We start from the raw sequence: 22,543 nt of genomic DNA on the forward strand, positions 1-22,543 counted from the left end.
GGCGCCCGCCCGCACCCCGCGCTAGGACGGCGGACATGACGCATCCCTTTTACGCGATCCACAGCCACGGCCTCGTCCGCATCGCCGCCGCCACGCCGATCGCGAGCGTCGGCGACGTCGCCGCCAATGCCGCCGCGACGGTGGCGCTTGCCCGGCAGGCGGCGGACGCCGGGGTCGACCTGATCGTCTTTCCCGAACTGAACCTGACGTCCTACGCGATCGATGATCTCCACCTGCAGGATGCGCAGCAGCAGGCGACGCTGGCGGCGATCGAGACGGTACGGGCAGAGACCGCCGGCCTTGCCATCGCATTGCTGGTCGGGGCCGCGATCGTGCGTAACGGGCGGCTGTACAATTGCGCGGTAGCGATCGCGCGAGGACACGTGCTGGGCGTCGTGCCCAAGACGTTCCTGCCCAACTATCGGGAATATTACGAAAAACGCTGGTTCGCGAGCGGCATGGGTCTGACCGGCCAGACGGTCCGGCTGGGCGAGGCGGAGGTGCCGTTCGGCCCCGACCAGGTCTTCGCCGCCGACGACCTGCCGGGGCTGATCTTCCACGCCGAGATCTGCGAGGATTACTGGGCGCCCACCCCGCCCTCGACCGCCGGCGCGCTGGCGGGTGCGCTGATCTGCTGCAACCTGTCGGCATCCAACATCGTCGTCGGCAAGGCCCGCGAGCGCGACCTGCTGGCCGCCTCGCAATCGGCGCGGGCGGTGTGCGCCTATGTCTATTCGGCGGCGGGACCGGGCGAGAGCACGACGGACGTCGCCTGGGACGGCCAGGGGTTGATCCACGAGCTCGGCGAGCGGCTGGCCGAATCGGACCGGTTCGCGCCCGAGCCGGGATTTGTCGCCGCCGATATCGACACACGGCGGCTGGTGCAGGAGCGGTTGCGCGACGGCACCTTCAACGACAGCGCGGTCGCCACCGGTCATCCCGAAAACCGCTTCCGCCGGATCGGCTTCACGCTGGGCGCCGAGCCGCGCGACGTCGGGCTGCATCGGGCGATCCGCCGCTTTCCGTTCGTGCCCAACGATCCCCATCGGCGCGACGAGGATTGCTACGAAGCCTATAACATCCAGGTCGGGGCGCTGGCGAAACGGCTGGTCGCGACGGGCACGCAGCGGATCGTCGTCGGCGTGTCGGGCGGGCTCGATTCGACGCATGCGCTGATCGTCGCCGCCAAGGCGATGGACCGGCTAGGCCGGCCGCGCGCCGACATCCTGGGCTTCACCATGCCCGGCTTCGCCACCGGCGAGGCGACCAAGGCGAGCGCCTGGGCCTTGATGCGCGCGCTCGGCATCACCGCCGAAGAGATCGACATCCGCCCCGCCGCACGGCGGATGCTGGAGGACATGGTCCATCCCTTCGCGGGCGGTGAGCCGGTCTATGACGTGACGTTCGAGAATGTGCAGGCTGGCCTGCGCACCGACTATCTGTTCCGCCTCGCCAACCAGCGCGGCGGCATCGTGCTCGGCACCGGCGACCTCAGCGAGCTGGCGCTGGGCTGGTGTACCTATGGCGTCGGCGACCAGATGAGCCATTACGCGGTCAATGCCGGCGTGCCCAAGACGCTGATCCAGTTCCTGATCCGCTGGGCGATCCGCACCAGCCAGTATGACGGCGAAACCGACCGAGTCCTCGAGGCGATACTGGCGACCGAAATCTCGCCCGAGCTGGTCCCCGCCGATGCGACCGGCGCCATGCAAAGCACCGAGGCGATGATCGGCCCCTATGCGCTGAACGACTTCTTCGCCCATTACGTCATCCGCCACGGCATGGCACCGTCGCAGATCGCCTTCCTGGCGTGGCACGCCTGGCGCGATGCCGAATCGGGGGCGTGGCCGGCCGATCACCCCGCGTCGGCGCGGGTCGCATATGACCTTGCCACCATCCGCCACTGGCTCGAGAAGTTCCTGGTCCGCTTCTTCCGCACCAGCCAGTTCAAGCGATCCGCGCTGCCCAACGGCCCCAAGGTTTCGGCCGGCGGTGCGCTGTCGCCACGCGGCGACTGGCGGGCGCCGTCGGACGGCACCGCGACGGTTTGGCTCGACGAACTGAGGCGGAACATGCCGTAACCGCTTGCGTTCGCGTTGACGCGAGCGCATGTGTGACGGCCTGATGACAGAGCCCGCCGGGGGTGGCTCGCGCGATCGCCGGATCGAGGACCCATCCAATCTCTACCTGATCCATCCCACCGCCCGGGCATTGCTGCCCGGCGCGCTGCGGCTTGGCGTCAGTGCGAATTTCGTCTCGATGGCCGGCCTCGCCTGTGGTGCCGTAGCCGCACTTTGTTACGTAAACTGGAACGACCCGCGCTTCGCGCTGCTCGGCCTCGTCTTCTCGATCGCCTGGCTGGTGATGGATGGCCTCGACGGCATGGTCGCGCGTGCGACGGGGACGTCGAGTGCGTTCGGCCGGTTCATGGACGGATTGTGCGACCACGGCGTCTTCGCACTGCTCTACCTTGGCCTCGCCGCGTCGATCGGCACGCCGGGCGCCTGGGCGCTCGCGCTGATCGCTGCGGCCGCCCATGCCGTCCAGTCGAGCCTCTACGAGGGCGAGCGCGCCCGCTTCCACCGCCGGGTTAAGGGCGAGGCGCTGGCCGCCGTGCCCCGCCCGACCGGCAATGCGCTGGTCCGCCTGTATGATAGCGTCGCGGGCAGCGTCGATCGCCTCGCGATGCCGTTCGAGCGTCGCCTCGGCGCCAGCCCCGATCCGGTCGCCACCGGCCGCCTTTACGGCGAACTCGCCGCGCCGGTCATGCGGTTCCAGTATCTGCTCACCGCCAATATGCGCGTGGCCGCGATCTTCCTCGCCTGCCTCGTCGGCAATCCGCGCCTCGCCTGGTGGTACGAAATCATCCCCCTCAGCCTGGTCGCCGCGATCGGGCTCATCCGTCATCGTGCCGTGGAGCGCAGCTTCGTCGCCCAGGGCACCTCATCCTCCATCCTTCTATCCAGCGAACAGGGTCATCCATGAAGAGCATCAACGTTGCCATCGTCGGCATCGGCAACTGCGCCAGCTCGCTCGTCCAGGGCCTCGAGCATTATCGTGAAGGCGCCAACGACCTCGTCGGTCTGATGCATTGGGAAGTGGGCGGCTATCGCCCCTCCGACATCAAGATCGTCGCGGCGTGGGACGTCGACAAGCGCAAGGTCGGCAGCGACGTCGCCGAGGCGATCTTCGCCAAGCCCAACTGCACGGCGGTGTTCGCCCCCAACGTCCAGCCGACCGGCACGGTCGTGCGGATGGGCGCGGTGTTCGACGGCGTCGCCGATCACATGAGCGACTATAAGGACGACCGTACCTTCATCGTCGCCGACGCCGCCGAGCCCAGCAAGGACGACGTGGTGCGCGAGCTGCGCGAGAGCGGCGCCGACGTGCTGATGAACTATCTGCCGGTGGGCAGCCAGGAGGCGACCGAATTCTACGCCGAATGCGCGCTCGAAGCGGGCGTGGCCTTCGTCAACAACATCCCGGTGTTCATCGCGTCGAACCCCGAATGGGCGGCGAAGTTCGAGGCGGCGGGCGTGCCGATCATCGGCGACGACATCAAGGCGCAGCTCGGCGCGACGATCGTCCACCGCGTGCTGACCGACCTGTTCGCGAAGCGCGGCGTGAAGCTCGACCGTACGTACCAGCTGAACACCGGCGGCAACACCGACTTCCTCAACATGTCGAACCACCGCCGCCTGGAATCGAAGAAGATTTCGAAGACCGAGGCGGTGCAGTCGGTCGCGGCCGAGCGGATGGAGGACGAGAACGTCCACATCGGCCCGTCGGACTATGTGCCGTGGCAGAACGACAACAAGGTCTGCTTCCTGCGCATGGAAGGCCAGCTGTTCGGCGGCGTGCCGATGAACCTGGAGCTTCGCCTGTCGGTCGAGGATTCGCCCAATTCGGCGGGTGTCGCGATCGACATGATCCGCTGCGCCAAGATCGCGCGCGATCGCGGCCTGGCCGGCGTGATCGATCCCGCCAGCGCCTATTTCTGCAAGCACCCGCGCCACCAAGTGACCGACGACATCGCCCATGCGCAGGTCGAGGAATTCATTAAGGCCGCCTGATGATCCGCTCCGCCGTCCTGCTCGCCGCCGGCGAGGGCAGCCGGCTGCGCGGCAGCGCGCCGTCCAAGCCGCTCTGCCCGGTCGCGGGGCGGCCGCTGATCGACCATGCGCTCACCGGCCTCGCGGCGGCGGGCATCGAGCGCGTGGTGGTGACGCTCGGTTATGCCGCCGATCGCGTACTGGCGTACCTGTCGTCACGATCCTGGCCGGTCGTCGTCGAGCATGCGATCGTCGACCATCGCCGCCCCAATGGCGTCTCCGCGCTTGCCGCGGCGCCGCTGCTGGCGGGCGACGAGGCCGTGCTGGCGATGTGCGACCATCTGGTCACGCCCGATCATTACACGCGGCTGGCGCGGGTCGGCGCGCAGGGCGGGCTGACGCTCGGCATCGACCGGCGGCTTGGCCATCGCTGGGTCGACCCCAGCGACGTCACCTGCGTCGCGACCGAGGGTGACAGCATCGTCGCGATCGGCAAGGAGATGGCGCCGCACGATTGCTACGACACCGGCGTGTTCGCGGTCGGCTCGTCCTTCTTCGCCGCGCTCGCGACGCTGGAGGCGCCCTCGCTGACCGAGGGTGTCCGGCTGCTGGCCGCCGATGGTCGCGCGCGCGTGGTGGATTGCAGCGACCTCGACTGGATCGACGTCGACGACGCGCCAGCGCTGGCGCATGCGGAGGCGTGGCGCAGCATCGTCGCTTAGCTCCTCCCCGGCGAAGGCCGGGGTGGACCTAGTTCCCGCCGCCACCTACCCCCGTCATCCCGGCCTTGAGCCGGGATCCATCTCGCGGCGAGCCGCCCGCTCGATCATCAAGTCAGTTGCTCGAGAAGCCTTGGATCCCGGCTCAGGGCCGGGATGCCGGAAGCAGCCTCACTCCAGCAATTTCGGCGCCTGCTGCTGGATCGCCGCCTTGATCGGCCCCGCGAACAGCGCGAGCATGCCGGGCAGGTCGACCACCGCATGGACCTTGTCCTCGAACACCGTTGCGCGGCTGGCGACTTCCTGGCCCATCGCCGTCACCGTGAAGACCATCGTGTCGCCCTCCCAGCGGTGGGTGACGTTGGCGCCGCCGGGGATCAGCCGGCCGATCTTGCCGACGCCGCCGTCAAGCCGCTGGCGCACCGTCTCCTTGCCGAGCTTGTGCGGGATATCGAGTTCGATCGGGGTGCTCATGCCGCCTTCTCCGTCGCAAACAGCATCGCGTCGTCGGCGAAAGCCTTGAATTCCAGGGCGTTGCCTGACGGATCGCGGAAGAACATCGTCGATTGCTCGCCCGCCTGGCCGGCAAAGCGCGTGTGCGGGGCGATGCCGAAGCCGATCCCCGCCGCCTCGACGCGATCCGCCAGCGCGCGCCAGTCCGCCGGGGTCAGGACGACGCCGAAATGGGGAACTGGGACTTGGTGGCCGTCGACCTCGTTGGCGACCGCGACCGGCTTCGCCGCGGGATCGAGATGCGCGACGATCTGGTGACCGAACATGTCGAAGTCGATCCACTCGTCGCTCGACCGCCCCTCCGTACAACCAAGGACACCGCCATAGAAGGCGCGCGCCGCGGCGAGATCGTGGACGGGGAAGGCGAGGTGGAAGGGGCGAAGGGTCATAGGACGAGTATCGTGCGCCGCTGCCCTGCCCGCAAGGTTTACGGTTCCCTTAGCCACTTCTTCGCTCCCCTCCCTGCAAGGGAGGGGTTGGGGGTGGGTTTTCGCCACGAGCGTCGCGCTCTGCGAAGCGTCATGCCCCCCCCTGCCCCTCCCTTTCAGGGAGGGGAGAAAGGTGTCGGCATCACTACCCCTCCCCCTGCGGGGGAGGATTGGCTAGGGCGTCGTCATGCGCCGCTATCCTGCCCTCGCCTCGCTCCTTCTTGGCGCCGCTGCCGCCTGCGGTTTCGCGCCGTGGCAGCTGTGGCCGCTGACGCTGGTCTGCCTCGCGGCGTGGATCTGGCTAGTCCATGATGCGGGCACGCTGCGACAGGCGCTGTGGCGGGGCTGGGCGTTTGGGGTCGGGCATTTCACGATCAACGACAACTGGTTCCAGCACGCCTTTGATTTTCAGGACAAGATGCCGCCGGTGCTGGGCTACATCGCCCCGCTGGCGCTGGCGCTGTACCTCGCGGTCTACCCGGCAATGGCCGCCGGCCTCGCGTGGCGGGTGGCGCGCGGCAGGGCGGTCGACGCGCCCTTCCTGCTCGCCTTCGCCGCTGCCTGGATCGCCACCGAATGGCTCCGTGCGGTGATGTTCACCGGCTATGCCTGGGACCCTTTGGGCGTCGTCTGGGTGCCGGTGCAGCCGGTCGCGATGCTGACGAAGCTGATCGGCACCTATGCGTTGTCGGGCCTGACGATCCTGACGGCAGGCGCTCTGCTGCTGATCCCGCGCCGCCGCCGTGCCCTTGGCCTGCTGGCGATCGTGGCGCTGCTCGGGGCGCAGGCGCTCAGCTATCGCACGACCGCGCCCTCGCGTTCACCGGGCACGCCGCTGCTGCGCGTCGTCCAACCCAACATCGGCAACGACCTGCGCAACGAGGACGCCGGCGAGCGCGCACTCGCGACGCTGATCCGCGCCAGCCGCCACCCCGCCGGGGCGCCGCGGCTGGTGTTGTGGCCGGAGGGGCTGCTGCGCGATTTCCTCGAGGACGGCTATCCCGACTGGATCTATCGCGATCGGCCGTCGTCGTGGACACGGGCGCGGATCGCCGCGGCGTTGGCCCCGCGCGACATGCTGATGACGAGCGGCGACACGCTGACCTTCGATGCCAACGGCGACGTCACGAGCGCCGCCAATTCGGTGCTCGCGATCGATCCCGACAAGCGGATCGTCGGGCGCTACGACAAGGCGCATCTCGTCCCCTATGGCGAATATCTGCCGATGCCGGGGCTGCTTCGAATGCTTGGCCTCGCCAAGCTCGTGCCCGGCGACATGGACTTCACCCCCGGCCCCGGCCCGCGCACGCTGGGCATTCCCGGCTTCGGCGCGATCGGCGTCCAGGTCTGCTACGAGATCATCTTTTCGGGGCAGGTGACCGAGCCTGGCCGCCGGCCGCGGATGATCTTCAACCCCTCGAACGACGCCTGGTTCGGCAAATGGGGATCGCCTCAGTTCCTGGCGCAGGCGCGGATGCGCGCGATCGAGGAAGGGCTGCCCGTCGTCCGCGCCACCCCGACGGGGGTCAGCGCCGTCATCGCCGCCGACGGCGCGGTGATCGCGACCATCCCGCACGACACAGCCGGTGCGGTCGAGGTGCCCCTGCCCCCCGCCGCCGCGCCGACGCTGTTCGCACGGGTCGGCAACTGGATGGCGCTGCTGGTCGGCTTGCTCCTTGCGGGGGCAGCCATTGCGCTCCGCCGCCGGGATCGCTAGGGCCCACATATAAGGAAAGCTTTATATCTCCCTCCGGGGCGATGGCGGCATGGCAACGGCTGCGCTTTCCTCATCTTGTCTCAAAGGGATACCCATGCGTTCCAGCTTCATCTTCACCTCCGAATCCGTGTCCGAAGGCCACCCCGACAAGGTCGCCGACCAGATCAGCGACTCGATCGTCGACCTGTTCCTGTCCAAGGACCCCGAAGCGCGCGTCGCCTGCGAAACGCTGACGACCACGCAGCTCGTCGTCCTCGCCGGTGAGATCCGCGGCAAGGGGATCATGGATGCCGACGGCAACTGGGCCGAGGGCGTGAAGGACGAGATCGAGAAGACCGTCCGCGAGACGGTGAAGCGCATCGGCTACGAGCAATCGGGCTTCCATTGGGAAAGCTTCCGCTTCGAGAACAACCTGCACCCGCAGTCGGCGCATATCGCGATGGGCGTCGACGAGAGCGGCAACAAGGACGAAGGCGCCGGCGACCAGGGCATCATGTTCGGCTATGCGACCGACGAGACGCCCGGCTTCATGCCCGCGACGCTCTATTACAGCCACAAGATCCTCGAGAAGATGGCGGCCGACCGCCACTCGGGCGCGGCGCCGTTCCTGGAGCCCGACGCCAAGAGCCAGGTCACGCTGCAGTACGACAATGGCGTGCCGGTGAAGGCGACCGCGCTGGTCGTGTCGACCCAGCATTCGGCCGAGCTGTCGAACGAGGCGGGCCAGCAGAAGCTGCGCGATTACGTCAAGGGCGTGTTCGCCGACATCCTGCCCGTTGGCTGGCTGCCGGCCGAGGACAAGATCTACGTCAACCCGACCGGGTTGTTCGAGATCGGTGGCCCCGACGGCGACGCCGGCGTCACCGGCCGCAAGATCATCGTCGACACCTACGGGGGCGCAGCCCCCCACGGCGGCGGCGCGTTCAGCGGCAAGGATCCGACCAAGGTCGATCGTTCGGCCGCCTATGTCGCGCGCTATCTCGCCAAGAACGTCGTCGCGGCCGGCCTCGCGAAGCGCTGCACGATCCAGCTGTCCTATGCGATCGGCATCGCCGAGCCGTTGAGCGTCTATGTCGACCTGCACGGCACCGGCACCGTCGAGGAAGCGAAGCTGGAAGCGGCGCTGCCCAAGCTCGTCCGCCTGACGCCGAAGGGCATCCGCGAGCATCTGAAGCTCAACGCGCCAATCTATTCGAAGACCGCCGCCTATGGTCACTTCGGCCGCGACGCCGAGGGCGATCACTTCACCTGGGAGCGCACCGACCTGGTCGAGCCGCTGAAAGCCGCCGTCGCCGCGTAAGCGCGGGCGATCGCCGAACCGAATGGGGCTTCCCTGCCGACGCGGGGAGGCCCTTTTCGTATCTGCTTCCCTCCCTTGCAGGGAGGGGCTGGGGGTGGGTGGCCGACGCGAGCGGTTTTCCTCTGCGAGGCTCAGGACCCACCCCCGACCCCTCCCTCGCAGGGAGGGGAGTAGCTCAGCGCTTGATCTTGTCCGCAGCCGCTCGCCACACGGTATCGACCGCCCACGCCGATACCCAACCGATCACCGCCCCCGCCGCCACATCGCTGAGATAGTGCTTGCCCCGATGCGGCTGGACCAGCCCGACCCCCGCCGCGACCAGCCGCGCCGGCAACGCCGCGCCCGGAAGCTCGGCCGCGATTGCCTCCGCCACCGCGACCGCGCCCGCGGTATGACCCGACGGGAACGAGTTCAGCGACGGGTCGTCGGCGCCGTCGCCCTTCTCCAGCCGATAGCCTTCCATCACCGCGCGCGCCGGCCGCGTCCGGTCGATCGCGTTCTTCAACACCGTCTTGGCAGCGGTAGCGAGCAGGTGGCTCGCCAGCATCCTTGCCCCTGCCCGCGCCAGCGCGCCGTGCCGCAAGACCAGTCCGCCTCCGAATGTCGCGATCGACAAGGCGATCAGCGGCGGCTGGTCCGCCAGATCGCTCGCCTTCCCTGCAAGGCGCAGGGCAAGGCCATCCTCATGCTCCGTGGCGCGGTGAGCGTGCCGCCGATCGGCCCGGGCGGCGCGCTTCGCCAGCGTCTTTGCCTCAGTCTTCAACGTCGCTCCTGACCTGGGCATGCGCCAGCAGCGCGAAAATGCCGGCGCCGCCGACGAGATTGCCGAACACCGCCGGCAGCAGCAGCGACGTGATCATCGACCACAGCCCGACGTCGCCCGCGAAGAGCAGCAGCCATGCCTCGTTCGACCCCACCACCGAATGGCTGAAGCCGGCGGCGGCGACGAGATAGGTCACCACGCCGATGACCCAGAAGCTCTGCTCGCGCGCGTTGGGCAACGACCAGGCGATGATCGCGATCATGAAGCCCGCCGGGATCGCATTGACGAAGGTGTCGAGCGGGCCCAGTTCGGTGATCTTGAGCGAGATCTCGTGCGCCGCGGCGCCGATCGCCGCGTCACCGACCCAGCCATAGGCAAGCGCAGCGCCGGTGATGGCCGTCCCGACCAGGTTGGCGCCCAGCACGATGCCCCATAGCCGCAGCGTCCTGACGAAGGCCGGAAACGATGGCCGCGTTGCGAGCGGCAACATCGCGGTGATCGTGCTCTCCGTGAAAAGCTGCATCCGCCCGAGGATGACGACCAGAAATCCGAAGGGATAACCGAGTGCCACCAGCAGTGGGCGCCACTGCGTGTCGGGCAGATGCGAATGGATGACCGCCTCCGCGACCAGCGAGCTGGTGATCGCCAGCCCCGCCGCAAGCCCCGACCAGAACAGCGCCTTGAACGGGCGCTCGAGCTCTTCCTCGCCCTCTTCGCGCACGGTGCGATGCAGATCGACGGGTCGCGCCGCTTTCAGGTCGTCGTCTTCGTCGCGGCTGTCGGGCTCGGTCATGTCGGATCGGTAACGATCCGTCTGCGGCTTTGCTCCTTGGGACGGCCGGGCTATGCGGCGGCGGATGAACGATCCGCTCTCGATCCGTCGCCTCTATGGCCGCCGCCAGGGACATAAGCTGCGCGCCGGCCAGGCCGCGCTCGTCGAGGAGCTGCTGCCACGGATCAGCGTGCCGGAGGACGGACCGCTCACCGCCGAGCGGCTGTTCGACAGCGATCGCCCGTTACAGCTGGAGATCGGCTTCGGCGCGGGCGAGCATCTGGCAGGCCAGGCCGCGGCGAATCCCGACACCGGCTTCATCGGCTGCGAGCCGTTCCTGAACGGCGTCGTCGGCGCGCTGGGCCATGTCCGCGACCAAGGCCTCGACAATGTCCGCCTGCACATGGGCGACGCGCTCGACGTCGTCGAGCGATTGCCCGACGCCAGCCTCGACCGCGTCTACCTGCTCCACCCCGATCCCTGGCCAAAGGCGCGCCATGCCAAGCGCCGGATGGTCAACGACGGGCCGCTCGACCTGATCGCCGCCAAGCTGAAGCCCGGCGCGGAATTTCGCCTGGGCACCGACGATCCGACCTATTGCGCGCATGCGATGATGGTGATGAACCACCGCCGCGACTTTGCATGGACCGCGGCGACGCCGGCCGATTTCCTGACCCGCCCCGACGATTGGCCGGAGACGCGCTACGAGCGCAAGGCGCGCCGGCAGGGCCATGAGGTCTGGTATTTCAGGTACGTTCGACGCTAGCCTGCGCCTTTCACGATCCGTTCCGCTCCCGCTCTCGGCAACGATGTTCCCGCCGTTGCCTTGATGTTCCTCCTGCATCCCGCTAAGGTGATTGTCAGGTGATTACTCGGGGGCTGCGATGGCGGTCGGGAATATCAGCAAGCGGTCGGTTGAGGCGCTCAGGCCGGGAAGCGCTGTCGCGATACTGTGGGATGACGACGTCAAGGGGTTCGGTGTGAAGATCACGCCGAGCGGCGCCCTCACCTACCTTTATCAATTCCGCATGGGCGGGCGCGAAGCGAAGACACAGCGATACACCATCGGGACGCATGGAAAGCTGACGCCTGCGAACGCCCGTTTGGAAGCGAAGCGCCTGGCTGTCTTGGTGGCTCAAGGTATTAACCCAGCCGACGAGGACGCCAAGCGTCGTCGCGACACTGTGGACCTTGCTTTCAAAGCGTACTCCGAGCGCTTCCAAAAGGCGTGCGAGGGCGAGGGCTGGCGCAAGCTGGTTGAGCGATCGTTGCGGCTCCACGTATGGCCAGTGATTGCCAAGAAGCCGCTACCGGCAATCACACGGAGCGACGTCGTTGCGGTATTCGACGCCATGCCAGCTCAGCAACGGGCGGGCCGGCGCAACGTTTTTGCTATCCTTCGCCGCCTTTTCCGGTGGGCAATCAGTCGTGGCGACATCGAACGGTCCCCTATGGAGGGTATGGAAACGCCCCCTCCAGTGAAAGCGCGTGACCGCGTATTGTCGGACGCAGAGCTGTGGCGGATATGGGAGGCTGCGCCCGGATGTCACCGCGCATTTGGGTCGATCGTCCGTCTGCTCATGGTCACAGGGCAGCGCAGGGAAGAAGTGACCGGTCTGAATTGGGCGGAGTTGAACCGCGATGAGCGAGCTTGGAAGCTCCCTGGCGAGCGGACGAAAAACGGAGAGCCGCACTTTGTGCCTTTGAACGCGCTAGCCGTTGCGGAATTGGATCGGGTCGCAAAAGGCGAGCAATGGCCAAAGCGCGGGTCTGTCTTCATAACCTCATCAGGCGGCGCATTTACCGCTCATAGCAGGGGTAAGGCCAAGCTCGACAAACTGGTCGCAGCCGCTGGCGCTCCAGCTGCCGAATGGCGACTACATGATTTGAGGCGCAGCCTGGCTACGGGGATGCAGCGCTTGGGCGTAAGGTTCGAGGTCACGGAGGCGATCTTGAACCATCTCTCCGGCTCTCGCGCCGGGGTTGCCGGGGTGTACCAGCGTCACCACTGGAGCGATGAGAAGCGCTTGGCGCTCGATGCATGGGCTTCTCACCTCTCAGCGGTCTTCGCTGGCACCGACGAAACTAACGTGATCCCGCTCGCCGCTCGGCGGGCGTGATGCTGGGGTGGCTAGGGTAGCTCCCGAACGGCTGGTTATCCGCCCAGCCTGCCACCCCTTCCAATGCTGGCGGAGGCGCTGGGAGGCGCTGTCGAGGTGGCTTATGATGTCTATGACTACCAGAGGATGCTTGATGGCATCATGGAGTCCATCGAGGGGCTCGCTGCCGCCAAAGGCCGTAGGTGGAGGCCACGCGGCAGGCCGGCTACACAACCTCACGTTCTGTGGATTTTCCGCGACCGACTAATTGCCGGCCAAACAAAACAGCACTGGATGAGCGAGCGGCGCCAGATAGAGAAGGCATGGTCCTCGGCAAACCCGCCGTCTGATCGCACCATCAAAAGGGCAATCAGCCACCACTACAAGCGCCTTGTATGGAAGGATGGCAAGGTAACCGAGGCGTCGGCCGCAGCCGTATTGCGCGAGATACTAGGACAAAAATGACAGAATAGAATTGGCATTTTTGTCCATCTGCTCAACGTCCTGCCTCTGCCCCACACAACCCCCGTCACCACGCTCAATCCCGAGCGACGACGGAGGTAACATGCAAGACCTTCTGACCGAACAGGACGCCGCCCCGCGCTGTGGCGTTTCACCGAAGACGTTAGCGAATTGGCGCGTCCTTGGCCGTGGCCCCCGTTTCATTAAGGCCGGTCGCCGGATCGCCTATGATCCCGCTGATATCGAGGCATGGAAAGCTGATCGTCGCGTCAGCTCGACCTCGCAGATGGTGGACGCGTGATCCGCCATGGCATCAGCAGCAACGGCGGCGGCCGGTAATACGCGAAAGGCCCGCACTGTTAGCGCAGTGCGAGCCTCCACGAATTACTTCAACAACAGCACCACGGTAGATACATCCTCTCTCCTCCGACTGCAACGCCTCTCGACGCTGGGCTTTGCCCCGCTCCGGGCCGCGCTGCTGGCGGATATGATCTGGTCTGACGGCGGTAACCGCCAGCTTGGGGGAGCGCTGTGATGCCCCCCATGGAACGCACCATAACCCTCCGGCGGGCGGGCATCGGCTATGCCGTCACCGTCACTCCGCCCCTCCCTGGCTTCGACTTCGATCTTGAAGACGAGCGGGAGTTGTTCGTTCGCGGATACGTCCGATCGCTTAGCCGTCACCACGGCTGGGCCGTCCGTGACGAGACGGCGGAGGGCGGCAATGACTGATCCCTTCACCTCGTCTCGCGACGCGGCCCGCGCGATCTTGGCGCATCCCGCCCCGAACCTCACGCGGCGCTCTGGTCAGTTCGTGGGCGGGCTCGCCTACGACCGTGACGACGAGCCGCTGACCGAAAAGCAACTCCGCTGGCTGGTCGACCTGCTGAAGAAGCACGACCTTCCCGCGCTGGCCGATGGAGGCCCGCATGAGTGAACAGTACAAGACCTATCCCGATCTGCCTGGCTACAAGGGCGAGGCTGAGACGGGGCGCGAAGCTGCTGCGGCCATTGCGCCGCGCATGGGCCGTCTACAGCGCATGGTCCATCAGATGGTCACTGAGCGTGGCGCCCAAGGACTGACGCCCGAAGAGGCTTGCGACATGTCGGGGGAAACTCGCGTGTCGCTACAGCCTCGCTTTTCCGAGCTGAAGGCCAAAGGCGTGATCGTGGACAGCGGCATGCGGCGATCTAACCCGTCGAGCTGGAAGCGCGCGGTAGTGTGGGTACTGCCTTGCTACCGGCCTGAGCCGGCGGGAGGTGAGGCATGACGGCTCAGGTTATCCCCTTCCCCCGGCGGGGTGGTGTCTCTCGGGGCACCATCCACATCGGCCAGACCGAAGATGGTGACTGGCAAATCGCCCATGAAAGCGCCTCAGGGAATAGCTGGGGCAATTTCTCCGAGCCGTTCGAGCATGTGTGGGAAGCCATTGCCGCGGCCCGCACGCTCAACCGCGAAACCTACGGCAATGAGTGCGACCTTGCGCTTTGCGCCGAAGCCGAAGCGGAGATGTTCTGATGCTGGTGGGTCGGTTTGCCACCTACGGCAATGAACGCGCAGCGCGGTATCGCAACGCACCGTCTGAGCTGGTGAGGGTCGTTGACGAGGTGCGGCGCAATTTCGCCATCCCCGCCGTGGCGGAGAAGGCGGGTGTTCGACTTAAGGCGCGTGGTCGCGAATGGGTCGGGCTGTGCCCCTTCCACAATGAGCGCACTCCCTCTTTCACCGTCTACGACGAGGGCCGCAAATTCTGTTGCTTTGGTTGTCGAGCGTCTGGCGACGTCTTGGACTTCGTGCAGCAGGCTTATGGCGTGAAGCTGTTCGAGGCCATCGACATGCTCGACAGCGGGGCACTGGCGGAGCTGCGGCAACAGCTCCCGCCGCCGCGTCCCAAGCAAGATCTCCGGCCGGTCGCTGATCGCATCGTCCGCGAGGCGGTGCCGATCGAGGGGACGCCTGCGGCTGCGTATCTGCGCAGCCGGGGTATCACTATGCCGCTGCCGCATACCCTGCGGTTCGCGCGCCTGGCGCCCCCCAAACAGCCGGAGGACAACGGGCTGTTGGCCGCGAATGGTTCGACTCCGCTGCCGTGCCTGGTGGCGGTGGTGACCGATCCGGCGGGCCAGCTCGTCGGTATTCAACGCACCTACCTAACCGAGGACGGGCGTAAGGCCGCGACGACAGACGGCAAGGTTAAGTACAGCCTGGGTAACCTGATCGGCGGCGCGATCCAGCTTGGCCCGCCGGCCGAAACGATCGTCGTGACCGAGGGCCTGGAGGATGGGCTTTCCCTTGCGCAGTCGCTTGGCGAGAGCGTGTGGGTGGCAGCGGGTACGAAGATGCTGCCGCACATGCAATTCCCGGAGGTCACGCGCAGTGTCATCATTGGCGCCGATCGTGACGAGCCGGGAGAACGGGCGGCACAGGCGGCGGCTGAGGCATACCGGGGGCGCGGGCTGTCGGTGACAATCGCGCGGCCGGATGCGCCCTTTAAGGACTGGAACGATCAGCTTCGCGGGGTGGCGGCATGAACGCACAAGCTATCCGCGCGAGCTTCGCGCAGGCGGACGAAGCGGCGGGTTGGCCGATGCCCGACATGGGCATCCTGAACGCTGGCAGGGCGCCGCCGGTGGCGATGCCGGGCGACGTATTCGGCAATCTGTGGCCGCTGATCGAGGATTTGGCTGTTGGTGCCGGCTCCCCGGTCGATTACGTTGGTATTGGCGTGCTGGCGGTTGCCGCATCGCTGATCGGCGCCAAGCGTCGCATCCAGCCATTCAACTCCGACTGGTCCGAACCCTGCATCTTGTGGGTGGCGCCGGTAGGTGATCCGTCAGCCAACAAGTCACCGGCGATCGACGCCGCGACAAGCCCGCTGCGGAGCATGGAGCTTGACCATGCCGAGGATCACAAGCGGCAGATGGTCGATTACGAAACGCGCTTGGAGCGCGCGAAGGCCGAGCGTGACGAATGGAAGGGGCTGATAAAGACGGCGGCGAAGGAAGGCGGGGCGTCACCTCAACGGCCTGAGGCGGCTGAGTTGCCGGAGCCGCCACAGCGTACGCGTCTGCTGGTGCAGGATGCCACGCCTGAAGCGATGGGCGACATCCTCGCTGGCAACCCTAACGGCACGCTGCATCTTCGCGACGAGTTGGCGGCATGGCTGATGAGCTTCGAGCGATACTCGCCGGGTGGGCGGGAATTTTGGCTAGAGGCGTACGGCGGACGTCCTCACGTCATCGATCGCAAAAACATGGGCGGCAAATCGCTGACCATTCCGTTCAATGGCGTGTCCGTCCTTGGTGGCATCCAGCCGGAAAAGATGGCCGACTGTCTGCTGCAAACCGCGGATGACGGCCTTGTGGCTCGTTTCCTATGGGCGTGGCCTGATCCCGTGCCGTATCGCCGGCCGCGCGCTGTTGCCGATCGCAGCCGATTGGAGCGGGTCTATCGTCGTCTTGCGTCCATCCAGACTGCAAGGGACTTTGGAGGGCGGGATATTGCGGTGGTTCTGCCGCTTGCCCCGCAAGCAGCCGACATCTTCGAAAACTGGATAGGCGAGAATCAGCAGCGCACGCGCGATGCCTCGGGGCTCTACAAGGGCTTCCTTGGCAAGCTCCGCGGCACGGCACTTCGGATGGCTCTTGTCGTCGAATATCTCGCCTGGGCGGACGGGAATGGCCCCGAGCCTAGCGACGTGACGGTCAAATCGCTGGCAGCGGCACTGACGTTCCTGGAGGATTATGCCAGCCCCACGGCGCTGCGCGTGTTCGGAGACGCTGCGTTGCCCCTGGCTGACCGCAATGCGGCGGTGCTGGCGCGCTACATCGTCAAGCAAGGCAAGCAGGAGGTGAATGGGCGCGACGTCTACAAGAGCTATGGCCTGCCAACGCTTAAGACGCCTGAGGCGGCGAACGACGCGGTAAAGGTGCTTGTTGAAGCCGACTGGCTGCAAGAGGCGCCCTCCCGACAGGGGGGCAGCGCCGGCCGCACCAAAAGAGACTTCAAGGTCAATCCCTTGGTGCATCGTGGCTGACTGGCGGGAGATGGCAGCGGCGGCGCTGGCCTCGCCATCCGCACCGCTAGACGATCGGCCGCGGCGGCGTCCCGACCTTCCCGAAGAATTGGCGTTGGGGCTAGTACGCTTGGCCGATCGGCGCCCGCCACGCATCGAGAAGCCATCCGCCTGGGGTGTGGTCATAGGCGATGCGGATTATCTGGCTCAGTCGGGCTGGGCGGCGAAGGCCCTGGCGCTGGGTTGGCCGCCTCACGACCTATTCGGCGTTGGGCCGGAGAGCAGCGATCAATTCGAGAGCTTGGCTGTCTGGCTGAGCGGGCGCAAGGTCGCGGCGATGGGGGAATGGAAGGCGCGCACGACCTGTGGCGCCATGTTCTACCGCGATGAATATGGGCGCCCGAAAACCCCTAAATTCCCGCCGGTCTTCCTTTGGGATTGGGGGCGTGGGAAGCGTAGCCGGTAGAGCTATTGTCCCTATTGTCCCTATTGTCTGGGGTCGCGGCGTCTCGATCAGCGGCCCTCGCGATCTGGGTTTCGACAGCAGTACGCGCGCGCGTGCGCAGGAAAGAAAAAGAGAAAGTCCTATCTCTCTCTCCTGCAGGAGGGTGAGGGGGCAGGATGGCCCGGACAATAGCGACAATAGCGACAATAGGTCGGCTGGCGGGGACCTTAGAAAACCTGAGATTGGAGTTTCGCTCGCCATCGCGCGCGCGTGTGAGGCCGATCCGATCAGCTAAATGCAGGGCGGTTACAGGGCCTGTGTCCCACTTGGGCGAATTACGGGAGCAGTACGCCCGCGCGCGAGAGATAACTAGGTCGTGAACCTATAAATCAGCGAAGCTGAGCATTCGTCTCGTTTGCGACGCGGAGCATCATGTCATAGAGGTGGCCATCACCGATCCCGTAAGCGTCCAAGCTGCGGACGATCCCGAAGTAGGGGCGGTCCTCACCCTGCTCAATCTGTGCGAGCAGCTTGGTGAAAACCGGCACATAGCCGTCCTTCACGCTTTTCCGCCATCCTGCCTGCCGCTCGTCATCCGATAGCGGTTGTCTTAGAATGGCGATGATCTGCTCGACGGTTTCCTTCATCCTGTGAGGCTACTTGTGCTGAAAGGCGCGTGCAATGCAGGTGGCTCTTCCGCTTGGGTCCGACTTCTGATTCAGCGTCGGCATGAGCCGATACGACTTAACCGACTTCGAGTGGCGCGTGATCGAGCCGCTGCTGCCCAACAAGCCGCGAGGTGTGCCGCGCGTCGATGACCGGCGCGTGCTGAACGGCATCTTCTGGGTGCTGCGATCCGGCGCGCCATGGCGCGACCTGCCCGAGCGCTACGGCCCGCGTACCACCTGCTACAACCGCTTCGTGCGATGGCGGAAGGCAGGCGTATGGGACCGGCTTATGGATGCCATCACCGCCGCCCACGACGGCGACATCCAGATGATCGACAGCACTTCCGTTCGCGCCCACCAGCAGGCCGCGACGGCAAAAAAGGGGGTGCGGATCACTGTCTGGGTCGATCACGCGGCGGGCTCACGACCAAGATCCACGTCGTCGTCGACGCGCAGGGGCTCCCGATCCGGCTCTGCCTGACCGCCGGACAGATGCACGATGGTCAGATCGCCGATACGTTGCTCGACCATCTTGCCCCGCGCACCATCGTGTTGGCGGACAAGGCCTACGATGCTGACCGCATCCGCGAGCTGATCCAGGATCAAGGTGCCACGCCCAACATCCCGCCCAAGAGCAACCGTAAGTGGAAGCCCTGCTTCAGCAAACGCCTCTACCGCGAGCGCAACCTCATCGAACGGTTCTTCTCCAAGCTGAAGCACTTCCGCCGCGTCGCCACCCGCTACGACAAGCTCGCCGCCAACTTCCTCGCCATGGTCCAGCTCGCCTCAATGCGGCTGTGGCTCCGTGCTTATGAGTCTACGGCCTAATTATAGCCCCCTGCCCCCCGCGCCGGACAGATACGCGCGCACGCGCGAGAATAAGCTACGTACAGCGGCCTTGGCCAAAATGTGACCAGTACGCGCGCGGGCGCGTAAGGAGATATATCTAGCAGTGCCGCGAGGGCATTCCGCACGCATCGCGCGCGCGCGAGCCTGGTAAAACCTGACATCGCCGGTGCCGTTTGAATAACCGCGGGAAACCAGCTGCCGAGTTTTCGGAAGGTACACGCGCGCGCGAGATATATATTTATAGAGGCGGTCCCGCCCGGAAAAATACCGGCGTTTACCGGGCGGCTGGGTTATGATGCGGGCATGCCGATCGACGCCATCCCGCCCTTCGTCTGCGAGGTCGTGCACGTCCACGACGGTGACGGCCCGCTGTGGTGCCGATCTTGGCAGCGCATCCGCATCGCCGGCATTCAGGCGCCCGACTTCACTAGCGCTGAACCCTGTCGCCAGCATCGCCGGGGCTATACCTGCGACGATCGCGCTGCCAAGCGAAGCCGCGGATCATGGTGGGGCTGACACTGCGCCGCCGCCTGGTCTGTCAGCCTGTTGCTCGTAGCTATTCGCGTGTGGTGGCTCGCTGCACCATGCCGGATGGCCGGTCGCTGAGCTGTGCGGCCATCGCCAGCGGGGCGGCTGTGCGGTGGGATCGGTATTGGCGCCGTTATAGAATGGGTGAGTGCCGCTGATCGAGGCACTACAGCCGCATTCCCGTTTTGGGACTTGGCAGTGCCCTACCTCATCTAGGGGAGGCGACCCTCGATCGACGGTGCTAATTGGCGGGTAGATTGCTTGGCCGCGGGGGCGCGAAGCATCTGCCGGGGGAAGACGCATGATGTTGGGATCGCGACGCGCTTACTTAATTGCTGGTGCATGTGTCGCAATGAGCGCTGCCCCTGCGGTCGCACAGGTTGGCCGCTTTGGATCAGCCCAAAATTCGACGTATCGGAGTTGCCAAGGGGCAACCGCCAACGAACTTTGCATTGCGAACGCTGATGGATCCGGCAATGCCTCAGCCATTCTGCAGCAGGTCTATGGTGGGGGCTTGGGGCAGTTCGGATCTGCGAACCTTGAGATCGACCGCGCTGGCACGGTCAATGACGCCTACGCGCGCAGCACAGTCAGCCAAGGCACCCTGCTGCTGCCGCAGATTAGCGGCGCAACGCTTGCCGGCTCTGATGATCGTATGAACATCAATGCGTTTGGCTTTCAATCCTACACATGGACCGGACAAACAGCATCGCTGTTCTCGCTCGCTGGCAATCTGCATATCGTCGATAGCGGCAGACAAGATCAGATCATTGAGCAGCGTGCCGGCGATTGGGCCAGGGTCGGCGGCGCAAGAGCTGAGTCATACGTGGCAGTTTGGGATCCATCGATTCTCGCTGGTTTCACGACCGCTCAGGACCTTATCGACAACTTGCTTTTCGCCGCATGTGGGCAAGCTGGAGTGCTGGGTGTCGGCCGGCAAAACATCACGCTACGCGGCGGTGAATTCTCATCGTCTGTCGCCACCACGGAGTGTTCGGAAGGATCGCTCATCGTACAGCCAGGCCAAGAAGTCCTTGCTGTGAGCGGTCTCCGTCTGCCCACGAACCGCGGCGGGTTTGTCGACGCCACGCACACGTTCACAACGGTCCTCGATCCAAGCTTGTCACAGCAGACGCGCGACGCACTGGCCAGCGGGTTGGTCGCTGCCGTCGAGGTGCCTGCCGTTCCAGAACCCGCCACTTGGGCTATGCTGGTGGTAGGTTTTGGTTTGATGGCTGGTGCCGCCCGCTATCGCCGCCGCAGCTTAAAGGTGTCGCTCGCCTAACCTCCCCGGTGGCGCAGCGCGAGAGCCGTCAGTCGAAAGGCTGGCGGCTCTTCTCATGCGGGCCGGGTAAAGCCCCTACATCGGCTTAGCGCCGGCCGTACCACACTTCGCGAATTTGCCCTTGGCGTCCTTGCAGCGAACCACTTTCGCAGCGGCGGTCGGGCACTTCACGAACTTGCCAGTCTTCGGGTCTTTGCAGGGCGCGGCGAACGCCGGGGCCGTCATCAGTGCTGCTGCGGCAAAGCCGGTAAGGAGGAGCTTCATGGGTGTCTCCGCTTGCGATCGGCACCGCGCCGATTCGGCCACGGGATACTGCATCCGTCACGACCTGATGGCCACTCTCGTTTGGTCCGCTGCCGTATCGAAGGAAGCGCGCTAGCGACGGCATCTAGGCTGGCTGGTAAACCTCTGATACCCGACGTTATCCGGGGAATTGATGAGGGGTATTGCATGCGTTTGATCGTTGCTGCGGTCGTCGCCAGTGCGTTGAGCGGCACTTCTGCCGTTGCCGCACCGGTCGTGGGCCAGATCTCTTTGGGCGGCTATGCACAGTCGGTCGGCAGCGCCGGTATGGGAGGGGCAACGGGGATCTCGTTTGCCAACGCTTCCGGATTGTCGGTCACCGGCACCTCTGGGTCGATCTCGAGCTTCGGCGCGGGCAGCGGCTCATTCTCAGCCCTCGGGGCATGCAGTTCGCAAAGCTCTGGGTGCGGTACGATCAAGGACATAGCCAGCCTTTCGACGCCGGCCGCTATCTCTAGTTTTTTGACGCTGACGGGCACGCCAGCATTCTCTTTCGACCTCTCCGGTCTGAGCATGGTTTCGCGATCCCAAGACGCTTCTGGCGGATCACTCTCCTTCACGGCTGACGGCACCATCAACCTGGCAGGCTTTGATCAAACGCCAGGCCAATTCTTCTTCACGGCACAGGGAAACAACATCGTCAGCTACTCGGCGACCGTTATAGCTCGTGCAGCTCCGGCGATCCCTGAGCCCGCTACGTGGGCGATGATGCTGGTCGGTTTCAGCATGGTCGGCATCGTGGCGCGCCGTCGCATTACGGCCACGAAGGTCACATTCGCCTAATTCAATCCCAGTCTTAGGCGTGCGTGAGGCCGTCCGGATCATCCGGGCGGCCTTTGTTGTGTCTGCGGCCACGGCGAGTGAAATTTTCAACCTGAGGCGCATCTGATGAGGCTTGAAAGCACGTTCGGCGTGTTTTCCGATCGATCGGCCGACGTTCAGTCGCGGCGCAGTGGCTGCATTGCTAGATCCACCTCGCCTAGCTCCCATAGGCGGACATGGAAAGCCGCCGGTCCAACGAGGCCGGCGGCTCACTTCTCAGCGATCGCTTCCAAACGGTTTGCGACGAGCAACGGCTGCAGAGCGCTAGGTCGGCTAAGCCGTGTGACGACATGAGCAGCCCCCACGGGGTGGTCCGGGTTGTTAGTTAGTGCATTGTCGTCTCCGCTGCCATTGCCGGTCGTAGGTGGAGCGAAGCGGAACCGGAGGCCGGCAATGGCGGTGTCGCCGCTTCCGGGGCCGGCGGGCGGTAGCCCAGGCTGCTGTGCGGCCGGACGGTGTTGTAGTGACGGCGCCATGCCTCGATCAGCACCTTGGCCTCCACGAGGCTGTAGAAGATCTCGCCATTGAGCAGCTCGTCGCGAAGCGACCCGTTGAAGCTCTCGTTATAGCCGTTTTCCCATGGCGATCCCGGGGCGATGTAAAGCGTCTTCACGCCGATCTGTCCGAGCCAGGTCTGGACGGCGGTGGCGATGAACTCGCTGCCATTGTCCGACCTGATGTGCGCTGGCGGACCTCGGTCGATGAATAGGTCGGCCAACGCGGCCAGCACGTCTTCGTGGCGGAGCTGGCGTGACACGACCAGCGCCAGACACTCGCGACTGGCCTCGTCGATGATGGTCAG

Annotated in this window: 27 protein-coding genes and 1 pseudogene; 21 read left to right on the forward strand and 7 right to left on the reverse strand. The window is 65.6% G+C overall.

What is annotated here, in order from left to right; all coding sequences use genetic code 11:
• Positions 1-35 precede the first annotated feature (35 nt).
• From GGQ80_RS05660 to GGQ80_RS05675, 4 genes are read left to right on the forward strand one after another with little or no spacing between them, the layout of a single operon-like run.
• Positions 36-2,081 (forward strand): NAD(+) synthase, encoded by a 2,046-nt coding sequence (locus GGQ80_RS05660; protein WP_183982893.1) that lies wholly within the window; start codon positions 36-38, stop codon positions 2,079-2,081.
• Between the two features lie 43 nt (positions 2,082-2,124).
• Positions 2,125-2,985, forward strand: coding sequence for a CDP-alcohol phosphatidyltransferase family protein (locus GGQ80_RS05665; RefSeq protein WP_183982894.1), 861 nt, complete (start codon positions 2,125-2,127; stop codon positions 2,983-2,985).
• On the forward strand, positions 2,982-4,073 hold the full coding sequence (locus tag GGQ80_RS05670) for an inositol-3-phosphate synthase (RefSeq protein WP_183982895.1): 1,092 nt from the start codon (positions 2,982-2,984) through the stop codon (positions 4,071-4,073). Before GGQ80_RS05665 ends, GGQ80_RS05670 begins: the two co-directional genes overlap by 4 nt.
• The gene (locus tag GGQ80_RS05675) at positions 4,073-4,774 is read left to right on the forward strand and encodes an NTP transferase domain-containing protein (RefSeq protein WP_183982896.1); all 702 of its coding nucleotides are present in this window, start codon (positions 4,073-4,075) and stop codon (positions 4,772-4,774) included. Before GGQ80_RS05670 ends, GGQ80_RS05675 begins: the two co-directional genes overlap by 1 nt.
• 168 nt (positions 4,775-4,942) lie before the next feature.
• Here GGQ80_RS05675 and GGQ80_RS05680 read toward each other — a convergent pair whose 3' ends face one another.
• Positions 4,943-5,245, reverse strand: a complete 303-nt coding sequence (locus tag GGQ80_RS05680; protein ID WP_183982897.1) for a polyhydroxyalkanoic acid system family protein — start codon at positions 5,243-5,245, stop codon at positions 4,943-4,945.
• A complete protein-coding gene (locus GGQ80_RS05685; RefSeq protein ID WP_183982898.1) occupies positions 5,242-5,673 on the reverse strand; it encodes a VOC family protein in 432 nt (143 codons plus the stop codon). Before GGQ80_RS05685 ends, GGQ80_RS05680 begins: the two co-directional genes overlap by 4 nt.
• Before the next feature lie 226 nt (positions 5,674-5,899).
• On the opposite strand from GGQ80_RS05685, the gene lnt reads away from it, so the two are divergent.
• Positions 5,900-7,429 carry an apolipoprotein N-acyltransferase gene (lnt, locus tag GGQ80_RS05690; protein ID WP_183982899.1) on the forward strand — a complete coding sequence of 510 codons (1,530 nt, stop codon included), beginning with the start codon at positions 5,900-5,902 and terminating at the stop codon, positions 7,427-7,429.
• 94 nt (positions 7,430-7,523) lie between these two features.
• A complete protein-coding gene (gene metK / locus GGQ80_RS05695; RefSeq protein WP_183982900.1) occupies positions 7,524-8,729 on the forward strand; it encodes a methionine adenosyltransferase in 1,206 nt (401 codons plus the stop codon).
• Between the two features lie 175 nt (positions 8,730-8,904).
• On the opposite strand, the gene GGQ80_RS05700 is transcribed toward metK, so the two are convergent.
• Positions 8,905-9,492, reverse strand: a complete 588-nt coding sequence (locus tag GGQ80_RS05700) for a phosphatase PAP2 family protein (protein ID WP_183982901.1) — start codon at positions 9,490-9,492, stop codon at positions 8,905-8,907.
• A complete protein-coding gene (locus tag GGQ80_RS05705; RefSeq protein WP_183982902.1) occupies positions 9,482-10,285 on the reverse strand; it encodes a formate/nitrite transporter family protein in 804 nt (267 codons plus the stop codon). Before GGQ80_RS05705 ends, GGQ80_RS05700 begins: the two co-directional genes overlap by 11 nt.
• A 64-nt stretch (positions 10,286-10,349) precedes the next feature.
• On the opposite strand from GGQ80_RS05705, the gene trmB reads away from it, so the two are divergent.
• The 11 genes from trmB to GGQ80_RS05760 all read left to right on the forward strand — a co-directional run bounded on the left by trmB (position 10,350) and on the right by GGQ80_RS05760 (position 17,307).
• Entirely contained in the window at positions 10,350-11,030 is a 681-nt protein-coding gene (gene trmB, locus GGQ80_RS05710; protein WP_183982903.1) for a tRNA (guanosine(46)-N7)-methyltransferase TrmB, read from the forward strand.
• A gap of 118 nt (positions 11,031-11,148) precedes the next feature.
• Positions 11,149-12,384 (forward strand): tyrosine-type recombinase/integrase, encoded by a 1,236-nt coding sequence (locus GGQ80_RS05715; RefSeq protein ID WP_183982904.1) that lies wholly within the window; start codon positions 11,149-11,151, stop codon positions 12,382-12,384.
• Positions 12,385-12,447: 63 nt separating this feature from the next.
• Entirely contained in the window at positions 12,448-12,828 is a 381-nt protein-coding gene (locus tag GGQ80_RS05720; protein ID WP_221364198.1) for a hypothetical protein, read from the forward strand.
• Between the two features lie 100 nt (positions 12,829-12,928).
• Entirely contained in the window at positions 12,929-13,126 is a 198-nt protein-coding gene (locus GGQ80_RS05725; protein WP_183982906.1) for a helix-turn-helix transcriptional regulator, read from the forward strand.
• A 242-nt stretch (positions 13,127-13,368) separates the two neighbouring features.
• Positions 13,369-13,557 carry a hypothetical protein gene (locus GGQ80_RS05730; protein ID WP_183982907.1) on the forward strand — a complete coding sequence of 63 codons (189 nt, stop codon included), beginning with the start codon at positions 13,369-13,371 and terminating at the stop codon, positions 13,555-13,557.
• Positions 13,550-13,762 carry a hypothetical protein gene (locus tag GGQ80_RS05735; protein ID WP_183982908.1) on the forward strand — a complete coding sequence of 71 codons (213 nt, stop codon included), beginning with the start codon at positions 13,550-13,552 and terminating at the stop codon, positions 13,760-13,762. The genes GGQ80_RS05730 and GGQ80_RS05735 overlap by 8 nt, the downstream gene beginning before the upstream one ends.
• Complete coding sequence (locus GGQ80_RS05740) at positions 13,755-14,096, forward strand: hypothetical protein (protein ID WP_183982909.1); 342 nt, start codon at positions 13,755-13,757, stop codon at positions 14,094-14,096. Before GGQ80_RS05735 ends, GGQ80_RS05740 begins: the two co-directional genes overlap by 8 nt.
• On the forward strand, positions 14,093-14,344 hold the full coding sequence (locus GGQ80_RS05745; protein WP_183982910.1) for a hypothetical protein: 252 nt from the start codon (positions 14,093-14,095) through the stop codon (positions 14,342-14,344). The genes GGQ80_RS05740 and GGQ80_RS05745 overlap by 4 nt, the downstream gene beginning before the upstream one ends.
• Positions 14,344-15,357 carry a DUF7146 domain-containing protein gene (locus tag GGQ80_RS05750; RefSeq protein WP_183982911.1) on the forward strand — a complete coding sequence of 338 codons (1,014 nt, stop codon included), beginning with the start codon at positions 14,344-14,346 and terminating at the stop codon, positions 15,355-15,357. Before GGQ80_RS05745 ends, GGQ80_RS05750 begins: the two co-directional genes overlap by 1 nt.
• Positions 15,354-16,862 (forward strand): DUF3987 domain-containing protein, encoded by a 1,509-nt coding sequence (locus GGQ80_RS05755; protein WP_183982912.1) that lies wholly within the window; start codon positions 15,354-15,356, stop codon positions 16,860-16,862. Before GGQ80_RS05750 ends, GGQ80_RS05755 begins: the two co-directional genes overlap by 4 nt.
• A 109-nt stretch (positions 16,863-16,971) precedes the next feature.
• Complete coding sequence (locus GGQ80_RS05760; RefSeq protein WP_183982913.1) at positions 16,972-17,307, forward strand: hypothetical protein; 336 nt, start codon at positions 16,972-16,974, stop codon at positions 17,305-17,307.
• A 368-nt stretch (positions 17,308-17,675) separates the two neighbouring features.
• Here GGQ80_RS05760 and GGQ80_RS05765 read toward each other — a convergent pair whose 3' ends face one another.
• The gene (locus GGQ80_RS05765) at positions 17,676-17,933 is read right to left on the reverse strand and encodes a hypothetical protein (protein WP_183982914.1); all 258 of its coding nucleotides are present in this window, start codon (positions 17,931-17,933) and stop codon (positions 17,676-17,678) included.
• An 82-nt stretch (positions 17,934-18,015) separates the two neighbouring features.
• Between GGQ80_RS05765 and GGQ80_RS05770 the strand changes: the two are divergent.
• The 3 genes and pseudogenes from GGQ80_RS05770 to GGQ80_RS18425 all read left to right on the forward strand — a co-directional run bounded on the left by GGQ80_RS05770 (position 18,016) and on the right by GGQ80_RS18425 (position 20,616).
• Positions 18,016-18,782: pseudogene (locus GGQ80_RS05770) on the forward strand (IS5 family transposase).
• 324 nt (positions 18,783-19,106) lie between these two features.
• Complete coding sequence (locus tag GGQ80_RS18420) at positions 19,107-19,319, forward strand: hypothetical protein (RefSeq protein ID WP_246346865.1); 213 nt, start codon at positions 19,107-19,109, stop codon at positions 19,317-19,319.
• Positions 19,320-19,632: 313 nt separating this feature from the next.
• A complete protein-coding gene (locus tag GGQ80_RS18425) occupies positions 19,633-20,616 on the forward strand; it encodes a PEPxxWA-CTERM sorting domain-containing protein (RefSeq protein ID WP_246346866.1) in 984 nt (327 codons plus the stop codon).
• A 75-nt stretch (positions 20,617-20,691) separates the two neighbouring features.
• Here GGQ80_RS18425 and GGQ80_RS05785 read toward each other — a convergent pair whose 3' ends face one another.
• Positions 20,692-20,880, reverse strand: coding sequence for a hypothetical protein (locus tag GGQ80_RS05785; RefSeq protein WP_183982916.1), 189 nt, complete (start codon positions 20,878-20,880; stop codon positions 20,692-20,694).
• A gap of 186 nt (positions 20,881-21,066) precedes the next feature.
• On the opposite strand from GGQ80_RS05785, the gene GGQ80_RS05790 reads away from it, so the two are divergent.
• Positions 21,067-21,702, forward strand: a complete 636-nt coding sequence (locus tag GGQ80_RS05790) for an FxDxF family PEP-CTERM protein (protein WP_183982917.1) — start codon at positions 21,067-21,069, stop codon at positions 21,700-21,702.
• A gap of 364 nt (positions 21,703-22,066) precedes the next feature.
• Here GGQ80_RS05790 and GGQ80_RS05795 read toward each other — a convergent pair.
• On the reverse strand, positions 22,067-22,543 hold a 477-nt coding region (locus GGQ80_RS05795), incomplete at its 5' end, for an integrase core domain-containing protein (RefSeq protein ID WP_183982918.1).

The organism is Sphingomonas jinjuensis, from assembly GCF_014197105.1.
Taxonomy (GTDB): Bacteria; Pseudomonadota; Alphaproteobacteria; order Sphingomonadales; family Sphingomonadaceae; genus Sphingomonas; species Sphingomonas jinjuensis.

Coding starts and splice junctions, on each gene's coding strand:
- lnt (WP_183982899.1), top strand. CDS start 5,900: ATGCGCCGCTATCCTGCCCTCGCCTCGCTCCTTCTTGGCGCCGCTGCC.
- GGQ80_RS18425 (WP_246346866.1), top strand. CDS start 19,633: ATGATGTTGGGATCGCGACGCGCTTACTTAATTGCTGGTGCATGTGTC.
- trmB (WP_183982903.1), top strand. CDS start 10,350: ATGAACGATCCGCTCTCGATCCGTCGCCTCTATGGCCGCCGCCAGGGA.
- GGQ80_RS05730 (WP_183982907.1), top strand. CDS start 13,369: ATGGAACGCACCATAACCCTCCGGCGGGCGGGCATCGGCTATGCCGTC.
- GGQ80_RS18420 (WP_246346865.1), top strand. CDS start 19,107: ATGCCGATCGACGCCATCCCGCCCTTCGTCTGCGAGGTCGTGCACGTC.
- GGQ80_RS05725 (WP_183982906.1), top strand. CDS start 12,929: ATGCAAGACCTTCTGACCGAACAGGACGCCGCCCCGCGCTGTGGCGTT.
- GGQ80_RS05790 (WP_183982917.1), top strand. CDS start 21,067: ATGCGTTTGATCGTTGCTGCGGTCGTCGCCAGTGCGTTGAGCGGCACT.
- GGQ80_RS05740 (WP_183982909.1), top strand. CDS start 13,755: ATGAGTGAACAGTACAAGACCTATCCCGATCTGCCTGGCTACAAGGGC.
- GGQ80_RS05680 (WP_183982897.1), bottom strand. CDS start 5,245: ATGAGCACCCCGATCGAACTCGATATCCCGCACAAGCTCGGCAAGGAG.
- GGQ80_RS05765 (WP_183982914.1), bottom strand. CDS start 17,933: ATGAAGGAAACCGTCGAGCAGATCATCGCCATTCTAAGACAACCGCTA.
- GGQ80_RS05755 (WP_183982912.1), top strand. CDS start 15,354: ATGAACGCACAAGCTATCCGCGCGAGCTTCGCGCAGGCGGACGAAGCG.
- GGQ80_RS05745 (WP_183982910.1), top strand. CDS start 14,093: ATGACGGCTCAGGTTATCCCCTTCCCCCGGCGGGGTGGTGTCTCTCGG.
- GGQ80_RS05685 (WP_183982898.1), bottom strand. CDS start 5,673: ATGACCCTTCGCCCCTTCCACCTCGCCTTCCCCGTCCACGATCTCGCC.
- GGQ80_RS05670 (WP_183982895.1), top strand. CDS start 2,982: ATGAAGAGCATCAACGTTGCCATCGTCGGCATCGGCAACTGCGCCAGC.
- GGQ80_RS05705 (WP_183982902.1), bottom strand. CDS start 10,285: ATGACCGAGCCCGACAGCCGCGACGAAGACGACGACCTGAAAGCGGCG.
- GGQ80_RS05785 (WP_183982916.1), bottom strand. CDS start 20,880: ATGAAGCTCCTCCTTACCGGCTTTGCCGCAGCAGCACTGATGACGGCC.
- GGQ80_RS05660 (WP_183982893.1), top strand. CDS start 36: ATGACGCATCCCTTTTACGCGATCCACAGCCACGGCCTCGTCCGCATC.
- metK (WP_183982900.1), top strand. CDS start 7,524: ATGCGTTCCAGCTTCATCTTCACCTCCGAATCCGTGTCCGAAGGCCAC.
- GGQ80_RS05735 (WP_183982908.1), top strand. CDS start 13,550: ATGACTGATCCCTTCACCTCGTCTCGCGACGCGGCCCGCGCGATCTTG.
- GGQ80_RS05720 (WP_221364198.1), top strand. CDS start 12,448: ATGCTGGCGGAGGCGCTGGGAGGCGCTGTCGAGGTGGCTTATGATGTC.
- GGQ80_RS05665 (WP_183982894.1), top strand. CDS start 2,125: ATGACAGAGCCCGCCGGGGGTGGCTCGCGCGATCGCCGGATCGAGGAC.
- GGQ80_RS05750 (WP_183982911.1), top strand. CDS start 14,344: ATGCTGGTGGGTCGGTTTGCCACCTACGGCAATGAACGCGCAGCGCGG.
- GGQ80_RS05715 (WP_183982904.1), top strand. CDS start 11,149: ATGGCGGTCGGGAATATCAGCAAGCGGTCGGTTGAGGCGCTCAGGCCG.
- GGQ80_RS05675 (WP_183982896.1), top strand. CDS start 4,073: ATGATCCGCTCCGCCGTCCTGCTCGCCGCCGGCGAGGGCAGCCGGCTG.